Annotated in this window: 11 protein-coding genes; 9 read left to right on the plus strand and 2 right to left on the minus strand. The window is 49.1% G+C overall.

All coding sequences use genetic code 11. From position 1 onward, the window contains the following. From ACXJJX_RS04365 to ACXJJX_RS04380, 4 genes are all read left to right on the plus strand, one after another. The coding region (locus ACXJJX_RS04365; protein ID WP_456432558.1) for a Spy/CpxP family protein refolding chaperone at positions 1–351 on the plus strand (351 nt) is incomplete at its 5' end. 25 nt (positions 352–376) lie between these two features. Next, entirely contained in the window at positions 377–892 is a 516-nt protein-coding gene (locus ACXJJX_RS04370) for a hypothetical protein (protein WP_456432560.1), read from the plus strand. A gap of 3 nt (positions 893–895) precedes the next feature. Next, on the plus strand, positions 896–1,480 hold the full coding sequence (locus tag ACXJJX_RS04375) for a hypothetical protein (protein ID WP_456432562.1): 585 nt from the start codon (positions 896–898) through the stop codon (positions 1,478–1,480). A 96-nt stretch (positions 1,481–1,576) separates the two neighbouring features. Beyond that, positions 1,577–1,840 carry a hypothetical protein gene (locus ACXJJX_RS04380; protein WP_456432564.1) on the plus strand — a complete coding sequence of 88 codons (264 nt, stop codon included), beginning with the start codon at positions 1,577–1,579 and terminating at the stop codon, positions 1,838–1,840. On the opposite strand, the gene ACXJJX_RS04385 is transcribed toward ACXJJX_RS04380, so the two are convergent. After that, positions 1,837–2,604, minus strand: coding sequence for a DUF72 domain-containing protein (locus tag ACXJJX_RS04385; protein ID WP_456432566.1), 768 nt, complete (start codon positions 2,602–2,604; stop codon positions 1,837–1,839). The two genes, ACXJJX_RS04380 and ACXJJX_RS04385, sit on opposite strands and share 4 nt — an antisense overlap. 216 nt (positions 2,605–2,820) lie before the next feature. Here ACXJJX_RS04385 and ACXJJX_RS04390 point away from each other — a divergent pair, with 216 nt between their 5' ends. The 4 genes from ACXJJX_RS04390 (at position 2,821) to ACXJJX_RS04405 (ending at position 8,994) form a co-directional block, all read left to right on the plus strand. Further along, positions 2,821–3,249, plus strand: a complete 429-nt coding sequence (locus ACXJJX_RS04390; protein ID WP_456432568.1) for an RrF2 family transcriptional regulator — start codon at positions 2,821–2,823, stop codon at positions 3,247–3,249. Between the two features lie 176 nt (positions 3,250–3,425). Beyond that, positions 3,426–4,763, plus strand: coding sequence for a cytochrome ubiquinol oxidase subunit I (locus ACXJJX_RS04395; RefSeq protein ID WP_456432570.1), 1,338 nt, complete (start codon positions 3,426–3,428; stop codon positions 4,761–4,763). A 16-nt stretch (positions 4,764–4,779) separates the two neighbouring features. Beyond that, a complete protein-coding gene (cydB, locus tag ACXJJX_RS04400) occupies positions 4,780–5,808 on the plus strand; it encodes a cytochrome d ubiquinol oxidase subunit II (protein WP_456432572.1) in 1,029 nt (342 codons plus the stop codon). 144 nt (positions 5,809–5,952) lie between these two features. Beyond that, entirely contained in the window at positions 5,953–8,994 is a 3,042-nt protein-coding gene (locus ACXJJX_RS04405) for an AIR synthase-related protein (RefSeq protein ID WP_456432574.1), read from the plus strand. A 9-nt stretch (positions 8,995–9,003) separates the two neighbouring features. On the opposite strand, the gene sixA is transcribed toward ACXJJX_RS04405, so the two are convergent. Beyond that, positions 9,004–9,489 (minus strand): phosphohistidine phosphatase SixA, encoded by a 486-nt coding sequence (gene sixA, locus ACXJJX_RS04410; RefSeq protein ID WP_456432576.1) that lies wholly within the window; start codon positions 9,487–9,489, stop codon positions 9,004–9,006. A 168-nt stretch (positions 9,490–9,657) separates the two neighbouring features. Here sixA and ACXJJX_RS04415 point away from each other — a divergent pair, with 168 nt between their 5' ends. After that, a complete protein-coding gene (locus ACXJJX_RS04415) occupies positions 9,658–10,374 on the plus strand; it encodes an N-acyl homoserine lactonase family protein (protein WP_456432578.1) in 717 nt (238 codons plus the stop codon). Positions 10,375–10,490 lie beyond the last annotated feature (116 nt).

The raw sequence follows: 10,490 nt of genomic DNA on the forward strand, positions 1-10,490 counted from the left end.
CCAGCGCTATTTGTTCAAAACACACTAAAAGAACTCAATGGATATATTGATATGGCTGAAGAATTAGATCTTACAGCTGACCAATTAGAGAAATTAGAAAAAATAAGACATGATTTTCAGATAGAGATGGTAAGAAACAGGGCGGAATTACAGGTTGTAACCCTAGAACTAATAGAACAGATGATGAAAGAAAAGCCAGGTAAAAAGCCCATCCAAAAACATGTAGCCAGAATAGAAGAACTTTGTTGGTCAACCCTAAAAGATGCTGCCAAAGCTGTATTCACAGCCCGTAACATCTTAACTGAAGAGCAAAAAATAAAGGCACAGAAATTAGCAGAAAAAGAAGAATAGTTCATACCTAATGGAGGAGGGAAAGATGCACAAACATATAAGATTAATAGTGGCAGCGCTGTGCCTATTTCTAATAATAGGTAGCCTTAAAGAAGTTGAAGCAAAGAAACGGCATCCTGAGAAATTATGTTTGGTAGGTAAATGCTGGCAAAATATTGACGTTGAGGCTCTAGGGGAAACGGGTTGTCCAGCTCCGGGATTGATTCTCTACAATGTGATAAAAGAGCTCAACAGCTATCTAGCAGCCAAAGATTTCCTAAAACTCTCAAAAAAACAATATAACACCCTAAAAGACATACGATTTCAGTTTCAGACCCTTCTAATGGAAAGAAGGGCCAAACTACAACTCCTATCTTTAAGCCTAATTGAAAGTATGGCCATTCCGAATGGGAGTTCAAAAAAGATTAATGATACTATCGAAGAATTGCAAAATACCTGCCGGGATCTACTTACAAAGTCTCTAGAATACGTTTGTAAGGCCCGAGAAGTCTTGACCGCTGAACAATTATCTAAGGCCCGCAGACTGACCCCTCGGCTCTAACCGATGCCCAAAGGCCTCTATCATCTTCTTCGGGAGATCGCTTGCGAGAGGGCCTTAGGGGCTCTCCCGCAAGCGGTTGTTTTTGGGCTATTTTTTTGGATGAGTCTTCATGGGTCCTGCCTGGCTGGAGCAGCTTTAGAGGGGACGCTTTGGCGGGAATGTTGGAAAAGGCCCCCTGAAAGTGGTTATTTAGGTTGCGGAGCAGCGGATTTCGTTATCAAATCGACCCTTTGTGAGCTTCAAGGCTATCTGGATCTTGGCCCCCAATTAAAGATGGCCCCCAAACAAAAAGAACATTTCCGGCGGGTCATGCAACGGTTCAACCTCACCTTGATACGTTATCAAAGCATGAATGACATGGTCAATGCCAAGCTTATGGAGATAATGACCGATCCCCAACTTGATCTCAAAAAAGTAGATCAGGCCCTGGAGCAGCTCCAGGAGAATTGTGATCGGATTATGCGCTCTGGCCTGAGAGCAATCCTAAAAATAAGGAAGAATTTTACCCCCGAACAGTTGGAGATAATCATCGGCTACAAACCAAAACGTCGGCCCCACCGCCTTCCAGTGGTATCTTGTGGGAAATAACCAAGTCAACCATCTTCCAATAAAAAATAGAAAATAGATTGATTCAAGGTTGATAAATCCTATTTTTTAAGAAAAAGCCCGAGGAGGTCGGTCTATATGCAGGTAGATCGAGAGAGCCTTTGTAAAAAAATCGAAGAAATTTATCCCCAGATTGGCCAGTGTAATATTGACGTCAAGGTCGACTTTGACGAAGAAACCAACACTTGGCTGGTAACCTTAGAACGGGCGGGGCAGGTCCTTAAAACCAGATTAGAGGTTCCCGAGGCCCAGCAGTGTACGGAAGGCAAGCAATGTCTCTCTCTGGGGCTTCAGATATCCCAGCTGGTCCAGAGAGTGGAAGAACTAGCTGAAAAGACCTAAAGAGAAAGAAGTTGTTTGAATCTGAGGGCATCTTCGTACATCTTGGTGTTGTTAAAGAGGACAATAATCCTCTGAGCCCCAGTACTTTGAAGTCTCTCTCTAAGGGTTTCAAGCTCCTCATCTGAATAAGATTTGATGTAATTGATCCGCCCCTTCTCAAGGCTTCCGTGGAGACGGAGGTAGAGCAAAGGAAGAGAAGGGGCGAATTTTTCGAAAAGCTCAGGGCTTAAGAAAGGATCAAAAACGGGAATTACTCCAAAGTCTCGATAAAGCCTCTCAATTAGAAGAGGATTTTCCCAACGAATCTCGATCCCTAGAAGAATCTCCTCACTGACCACCCCCTTGAGTTTTTCAAAAAAATTAGGAATTAATCCTTGCTCCCTCTGACACCTCTTAGGAAGCTGGAAGAGCCAGAATCGGGCCCCGAGGCATTTGATGATATCCAAACTTTTGGAAACAAAGCCTTCGGTCTCTGAGGAAAACTTGAGACAGCCGACCTTCCCCTTGAGCTTTTTAAGTTCTTCCCCCTTTAGGCCTGAACGTCTCCAGGTAGGGGAAGAAAGGGGGTGGGTCAGGCCCTGATAGGCCTTAAGGGAGAGGAAGAGACGCTCTTTTGTCCCAAGAATCTTTTGCCAATTCTTAAGAGCCCTAGGACCGGGGAAGCGATAAAAAGTACTATTAAGTTCAAGGGCCTCAAAGATCTGGACATACTTAGCCAACGAGATAGGAAGACCGCAGGTCCCTACTTGAATGTGGGAAGCCATGGCCTTTTTCCTTAATTTTCCAATTAAAGCTGAATCTCGTTCGGCCAAACAATAATTATTATGGCCCCATTATTATGGCCCCTATTAAACAAGAGACTTTTAAAACCCCTTTCCTACGATTTGGTCAGATAAAAAGACTTGACATTAAAGGGCCTCCCTAGATATAGGATAAATCTAATCTAAGTTATCTAAATTTGAATCTAATTTTTTGGGATTATGAAACTCACCAGGGCTGGAGAATACGCCATACGTTGTGTTTTTTATCTTTCTGGTCAACCTCCAGAAAGGGTCGTCAGCCGCAAAGAGGTGGCTCTAGCAATGGAGATTCCTGACCATTTTCTGGCCAAGATAGCCCAACAGTTGGCCCTGGCTGGGATCATAGAGATTCTTCAGGGTTCAAAGGGCGGTTATCGACTCCTTAAGGACCCAGCCCAAATTTCAATCTTGGACGTAGTCGAGGCTGTTTCTGGAGAGATCTCCTTGAATGAGTGCGTTATCCGCCCTGAAGCCTGCTCCCGGAGCCCGTCTTGCCCGGTACACCGGGTCTGGGAAAAGGCCCGAAGCCAATTCCGAGAGACCTTAAAAGAGGCCACCTTTGCCAAACTTCTAGCCGAAGAGGAGCTTAAAGAGGGAGTGAAGACTTAAAAATTTTTTTAGAAATTGAGGATTAATTTGATCTTAATTGTCTTCTTTAAAAGAAAACGATTTGCCCCAAGAAGGGATGAACTTAAAGTTTTTATACGATTCTGGAGGAATCGGTCGTCTTTTCCTCTTAAAAGTCCGGTCTTGGCTATCATAACCTAAAACATAAGGAGGGTTTTATGGATGCTTTAATGCTTTCTCGGCTCCAGTTCGCTGTAGCTAGCATGTTTCACTTCCTTTTTGTCCCTCTTACCCTGGGCCTCTCCATTCTGGTGGCCATTTTCGAGACCATCTATGTCAGGACAGGGGATGAAGAGTACAAGCAAATGGCCAAGTTCTGGGGAAAACTTTTTCTGATCAATTTTGCCCTAGGGGTAGTTACAGGTATCACTCTGGAGTTCCAGTTCGGCACCAATTGGTCCCGTTACTCGGAATATGTAGGAGACATCTTCGGCTCTCTCCTGGCCATTGAGGCTACGTTGGCCTTTTTTCTGGAGTCGACTTTCATTGCTGTCTGGCACTTTGGCTGGCGCAAGTTGTCTCCCAAACTTCACTGCCTGACTATCTGGCTGGTAGCCCTGGCCTCAAATATTTCTGCCCTTTGGATCCTTCTGGCCAACGGTTGGATGCAACACCCCGTAGGTTATGTCATCCGCAACGGTCGGGCAGAGCTTGAAAGCTTCACCGCCGTTATCACCAACACCTTCGGGCTCCTTGAGTTCTTCCACACGGTAAGCGGGGCCTACATACTCTCTGGTTTTTTTGTCATGGGGGTAAGTGCCTATCATCTTCTGCGGAAACAACACGTCTCCTTTTTCACCAAATCATTTAGAATCGCCCTGACCTTTGCTCTGATCTTCTCTATTCTCGAAATCCTCCAGGGCCATCTCCACGGAGCAGAGGTAGCCAAGGTCCAACCCACTAAATTGGCGGCCATGGAATCCCTCTGGGATACCCGAACCGAGGCCCCTCTTTATCTCTTCCTCATTCCCGATGAAGAAAATGAACGCAACGCAGTAGAGATCCTCCCTCTTCCCGGAGTCTTGAGTCTTTTAGCCCATCATGATCCCCAGGCCGAAGTAAAAGGTCTTAAGGAGTTTCCACCCGATGAACGTCCACCGGTGACCGTCACCTTTTTGAGTTTCAGAATTATGGTTGGTCTGGGATTTCTCTTCCTTCTTCTGACGATCATCGGCTGGTTCAAGAGGAATCGGCTTCTTGAAAGCCCGGGCTATCTCAAGATCATGCTCTATGCTATCCCCTTGCCTTATATCGCCCTTGAGGCTGGTTGGATCGTGGCTGAAGTGGGGCGCCAACCCTGGATTGTCTATGGTTTAATGAAAACCTCCCAGGCCGTAAGCCCGGTAACACCGACCCAAGTCTGGCCTTCACTGATTGCCTTCATCCTTCTTTATAGCTTCCTAGGTGCTGTCGACTTTTATCTCTTGGCCAAGTTTGCCAAAGAGGGTCCCAAACCCCTTGAAGAAGAGGCCAAGGTGGCCCCAGTTACTGCTTAAATGAAAGGAGGGAAAGATGATGTTTGAAACTATATGGTTCGTCCTTTGGGGACTACTTTGGGCCGTCTATTTCATGCTCGATGGCTTTGATCTTGGTCTTGGAAGTCTTTTACCGGTGGTGGCCAAAAACGACACCGAACGCCGCATTGTCTATAACACCATGGGCCCTTTTTGGGACGGCAATGAGGTCTGGCTAATTACCGCCGGGGGGGCTACCTTTGCCGCCTTCCCTAAGGCCTACGCCGTAATGTTTAGCGGTCTTTACTCGGCCTTGCTCCTCCTTCTCTTTGCCCTTATTGTCCGAGGGGTGGCCTTTGAGTTTCGCGGCAAGGTTGAAGGCTCCACTTGGCGTTCGGTTTGGGATTTCTGTCTGGTAATCGGAAGCTTTATCCCAGCCCTGCTTTTAGGGGTGGCCTTTGCCAATATATTTAAAGGCCTTCCCATAGACGAAACAGGCCTCTTCCACGGAGGGTTGCTTGCTCTTCTCAATCCTTATGGTCTCCTGGGAGGGGTGCTCTTTGTTCTTCTCTTTATGGTTCACGGAAGCCTCTGGCTGGCGGTAAAGAGCAATGGGGAGCTTTCCCAAAGGGGAGCCAGTTTGGCGACCAAGCTCTGGCCGATGGAGCTGGCAGTGGCGGCCATCTTTTTGGTGGCCAGCTGGTTTGCCACTGATCTTTACGACAATTACCTCAAATATCCAGCCCTCTTTGTCGTTCCGGCTCTGGCCGTAGCCGGGCTTGTTCTCATCCGAGTCTTTCTTGCCCAGGGGTCTTACTGGAGGGCTTGGTTCGCTTCCTGCCTTACCATTGTCTCGGCAACCTTCTTTGGTGTAGCTGGCCTCTATCCTAGGCTTATTCCCTCAAGTCTCGATCCCTCTGCCAGCCTGACTATCCACAACGCCTCCTCAAGCCCTCTGACTTTAAAGATCATGTTCGGAGTGGCTATCGTCTTTGTTCCTATTGTCATTGCCTACCAAACCTGGACCTACAACCTCTTCAAAGACAAGGTCCGGGAAAAAGATCTTGATTACGAAGAGGCCTACTAGGCAAAAGGGGCTGGCTTCAGCCAGCCCCTTTTGCTTGGATTTGACTTTTCTCTCCCCTCCGGCTAGCAATTAAGCCAGCCCTAGGCTATCCTCAGGATCAAGTCTCTTAAAAGGCCCGCAGGCCGCTAGGTGAGGAGGTAAAGAATGCTTGCCCGGGTTGAGGTGGCTCTTAAGGAGCATCTAAGAGATGCCTTTGGCGACAAAATCTTAAGGCGAATAAGAGACGACCTCGGACTACCGGTTAACCACTGTCGGACCATAAAGATCTACCAGATTGAGGCCGAGATCACCCAGAGAGACCTTGAAGCCTTTGCCCATGAGGCCCTGCATGATCCTGTCACCCAGGATGTCAGTCTAAATCGCCCCTTAGCCCGAGAGTTTGACTGGCTTATCCAGGTGGGATTCCGTCCGGGGGTGACTGATAACGAAGGCCGAGTAGCCAAAGAAGCCTTGGAAATCTTGCTCAGGCGTCCCCTTTCCCCCAGTGAAGCTGTCTATACGGCTACCCAGTATCTTCTCAAAGGCCCTCTTAGCCGGCAAGACTGCCAGAGAATAGCCAGAGAACTTCTAGCCAACGAGCTCATTGAACGCTGGTGGATCGTCTCCAGAGAAGAATTTGATCCTGACCACGGCTTGGTTACCTCGCCACCAAGAGTCAAAGAGGAAGCTGAGATCCGGGTGGATTATTTTGATCTTTCCCCCTTAACCGATGAGGAACTGCTTGATCTTTCTCGCCAGAGGCTCTTGGCTTTAAACCTCAAAGAGATGCAAGCCATCCGAGACCATTTTTTGCGTCCAGAGGTAGTCGAAGACAGAAGACGCTATGGGCTTGATCATCGCCTCACCGATGTTGAACTCGAGGCTCTGGCCCAGACTTGGTCTGAACACTGTAAACACAAGATATTTAACGCCCGGATTACCTACACCGATGAGGCCACCGGCGAGACTACCGTTATCGATAGCCTATTTAAGACCTACATTGTCCGGGCCACAGAAGAGATCCGTCAAGCCAAGGGAGAAAAAGACTTCTGTCTCTCGGTTTTTGTAGACAATGCCGGAGTCATCCGGCTAAACGAACGCCTCAGTCTGGCCTTTAAGGTTGAGACCCACAACAGTCCCTCGGCCCTTGATCCCTATGGTGGAGCCCTTACAGGAATTGTGGGAGTAAATCGAGATCCTTTCTGTACCGGCAAAGGAGCGTCCCTTATCTTTAATACCGATATCTTCTGTTTTGCTCCTCCCAATTGGCAGTCCCCCCTCCCGCCGAGGCTCCTCCATCCCAAAAGAATATTTGAAGGGGTACGCGAGGGGGTCGAACACGGAGGGAACAAGAGTGGAATTCCAACGGTAAATGGCTCCATTGTCTTTGATGACCGTTATTTAGGTAAACCTTTGGTTTTCTGTGGCACAGGAGGCATCATGCCCGCCCAGATCTGTGAAGAACCATCTCACCTAAAGGGTGCCCGGCCAGGGGACTTGGTAGTCATGTGTGGTGGGCGAATCGGTAAAGACGGCATCCACGGAGCCACCTTTTCCTCAGAAGAACTCCACGAGGGTAGCCCTGCTACGGCCGTCCAAATCGGTGATCCTATAACCCAAAAGAAGATGACTGACTTCCTTCTGGTGGCCAGGGATGAGTGCCTCTATACCTCGATTACCGACAACGGTGCCGGAGGGCTATCTTCCTCGGTGGGCGAGATGGCCCGAGAGTCAGGGGGGGCTGAAATAGAACTAGCCCACGCCCCTCTTAAATACCCGGGACTTCAACCCTGGGAGATCCTGCTTTCTGAAGCCCAGGAACGAATTACTGTCGCAGTTCCTCCAGAGAAGCTCGACCGTTTTCTCGAGCTAGCTGAAAAGATGCAAGTCGAGGTAACAGTCCTCGGTCAATTTACTGACTCTGGCAAGTTCCACATAAAGTACAATGGTCAGACCGTAGGTCTGCTCGATCTCCATTTTCTCCATCAAGGAGTCCCAAAACTGGAGCTGACCGCTGTCTGGCGCCCTCCCCAAAAACAGGAGCATCACCCCCCTGAACCAGAGGATCTCGGGGGCTTAATTCACCAAATGCTAGGCAGGCTCAATGTTTGCTCCAAAGAGTATGTCATCCGTCAATATGACCACGAAGTCCAGGGCGGCAGCGTGATCAAGCCCCTGGTGGGTATTGCTGCTGATGGGCCAAGCGATGCTGCAGTTCTTCGCCCCGAACTTGACTCCTATGAAGGGGTCGTTGTCTCCCATGGGATCTGCCCTAAATTTTCTGATTTCGACACTTACTGGATGGCAGCCAACGCCATTGATGAGGCCATCCGCAATGCCGTCTGTGTGGGAGCAGATCTGGAACACATGGCCGGCCTTGATAATTTCTGCTGGTGTGACCCTATCCAGAGCGAAAAGACCCCAGATGGCCACTACAAATTGGCCCAACTGGTAAGGGCCAATCAGGCTCTTTATGATCTGACGACCACCTTTGGGGTCCCCTGTATCTCGGGCAAAGACAGCATGAAAAATGATTATCTGGCCCGGGGATTGGGACTCAAGCCAGACGACAATCCTTATCGGGTAGGTCAAGTTCTGGCCGACGGAAGCCTAAAGATCTCTATCCCCCCTACCCTGCTTTTTTCCGTGGTAGCCAAGATACCCGATGTTCGCCAAGCCCAAACCATGGACTTTAAGGCCCCTGGAGATCTGATCTACATATTGGGCCTGACCCGGGAAGAACTCGGTGGTTCAGAATACTTTTTAAGCCTGGGGCTTCTGGCCTCCTCAGTCCCCGAGGTAGAGGCCAGGGAGGCCAGAGAACGATATCTGGGCCTAGGGGAGGCTATCAGGAAAGGGCTGGTAGCCTCCGCCCATGACTGTTCAGACGGAGGGCTGGCTGTGGCCCTGGCCGAGAGTGCCTTCTCCGGAGGGCTGGGGCTGGATATAAGCCTGGATGATCTTCCTTACGAAGGGAAAAGACGGCCTGACTATCTTCTTTTTTCGGAGTCGGCCAGTCGGATCGTCGTCACTGTGCCCGCCGAAAAGGCTCCCGACTTCGAGGCCCTCTTCTCAGGGAAGGTTGTCTCTCGAATAGGCCGCGTTGTCCAGGAGCCACTCTTTAGGATCAGCTGGCAGGGCAGAACCATAGTTTCAGAAAATATCTGGCGACTTAAGGAAAGCTGGCAGAAACCACTGGCCTGGTAAAAAAGAGACTTAAGGGGCCAGACGGGCCAGATGTTCTGGCCAGAGGTGCCAGAGAAGCTCGGCAGAGCCAGGAGACAGGTCCGAAGAACTCAAAGCACAGAGCCCAGCCATCTTGAAATGAACCTTTATCCCCGGAGCTCCAGATACAAGGTAGGAGACAATCTCGGCCAATGAAGGAAGATGACCGACGATCAGAAGCCTTTCGACGGCCGTCTTTTTGATTACGGCCACTGATTCTGCCGGCGGAACCAAAGGTTTGAACTCTTGGTGCACCTTTATGCCCTCTAGGGGATATCCTAAGACCTCGGCCACGATCTCTGCCGTCTCCCGAGCCCTGGCCTTGGGACTTGACAGGATCTGATCAAAGAACAGCCCAAGGTGTTTGATTGCCAAGGCACTGGCCCGGACCTCTTCACGGCCTTCACCGCTTAGTCTTCTCTCAGGATCTTCAGCCTCGGATAAAGGCCGTCCATGCTGCATCAAGTAAAGTTCCATAAGTATTCGGCCTCCTTTAGAACTCCGTTTGTTTTATTATTTGGTTCTTCTTAAAAAGGCTGTCAAACTCTTAAGTGACTTTTAATGAGATTTTTAAAAAGTCCCAAAAATGTCACTAGAAAAAATTTCATCTATACTTATCTTCTTTTTGCAAAAGGGGGGATGATCATGGCCAAGTATACCATTTACCCTTTGGTGGTAGGGGCCAACGAGACAGATCAAGGCATCATGACCTATCTCCGCGGCTATGGAAGAAGGATCTGGATACCGATCTATGTTTTTGTCCTCAAAGGGGCCGATAAAAACATCCTCATTGACACCGGGCTTGAGCAGTTTGTTGTCCCGGAAAATGTAGCTAGTGAATATGGCTGGAATATACTCTCTTTTGAAGAGGCCTTAGCCAGCTTGAGTTTGAGGCCGGAGGACATTGACATCATCATCCACACCCATCTTCACAACGACCATTGTGAAAATGACAGCCGTTGTCCCAACGCAGTGGTCTACGTCCAGAAAAAGGAATACGAGTTTTGGCAAAACCCCCACCCCATAGACCACCGTTATTATCCTGACGTCCTTGAGGGAGTCAGGGAAATAGTCCTCATTGACGGTGAAGAAGAGATCTATTCTGGAATCAGGGTGGTACCTACCCCGGGTCACACGGCTGGTGGACAGACGGTCTTGGTAAATACCACTTCCGGCCGGGTCGTTATTACCGGATTCTGCTGTAATGAGGCCAATTTTCCCAAAGTGGGGCCAGCAGTAGCCCCGGGAGTTCACCTAAATGCCATAGAGGCCTGGGAAAGTGCCCAAAAAGTAAAGGAAATGGGGGACTTGCTTATTCCTCTGCATGCCGTTTGGCCAGGGCAGAAAAAAGAGATCCATTAGTGTTGTTTTTCCCCCCTTTGTCCCCCCCCAAAAGGAAAAACCACCCCCACCGGTTTATTTCCTCTTCTTTCCCCCCCCAAGCTCCCCCCCCCCACCCGTTACCCAAGGTTCGTTCC

This window comes from Thermosulfuriphilus sp. (assembly GCF_054026695.1).

Coding starts and splice junctions, on each gene's coding strand:
- ACXJJX_RS04370 (WP_456432560.1), top strand. CDS start 377: ATGCACAAACATATAAGATTAATAGTGGCAGCGCTGTGCCTATTTCTA.
- cydB (WP_456432572.1), top strand. CDS start 4,780: ATGATGTTTGAAACTATATGGTTCGTCCTTTGGGGACTACTTTGGGCC.
- ACXJJX_RS04415 (WP_456432578.1), top strand. CDS start 9,658: ATGGCCAAGTATACCATTTACCCTTTGGTGGTAGGGGCCAACGAGACA.
- ACXJJX_RS04395 (WP_456432570.1), top strand. CDS start 3,426: ATGGATGCTTTAATGCTTTCTCGGCTCCAGTTCGCTGTAGCTAGCATG.
- ACXJJX_RS04385 (WP_456432566.1), bottom strand. CDS start 2,604: ATGGCTTCCCACATTCAAGTAGGGACCTGCGGTCTTCCTATCTCGTTG.
- ACXJJX_RS04390 (WP_456432568.1), top strand. CDS start 2,821: ATGAAACTCACCAGGGCTGGAGAATACGCCATACGTTGTGTTTTTTAT.
- ACXJJX_RS04375 (WP_456432562.1), top strand. CDS start 896: ATGCCCAAAGGCCTCTATCATCTTCTTCGGGAGATCGCTTGCGAGAGG.
- ACXJJX_RS04405 (WP_456432574.1), top strand. CDS start 5,953: ATGCTTGCCCGGGTTGAGGTGGCTCTTAAGGAGCATCTAAGAGATGCC.
- sixA (WP_456432576.1), bottom strand. CDS start 9,489: ATGGAACTTTACTTGATGCAGCATGGACGGCCTTTATCCGAGGCTGAA.
- ACXJJX_RS04380 (WP_456432564.1), top strand. CDS start 1,577: ATGCAGGTAGATCGAGAGAGCCTTTGTAAAAAAATCGAAGAAATTTAT.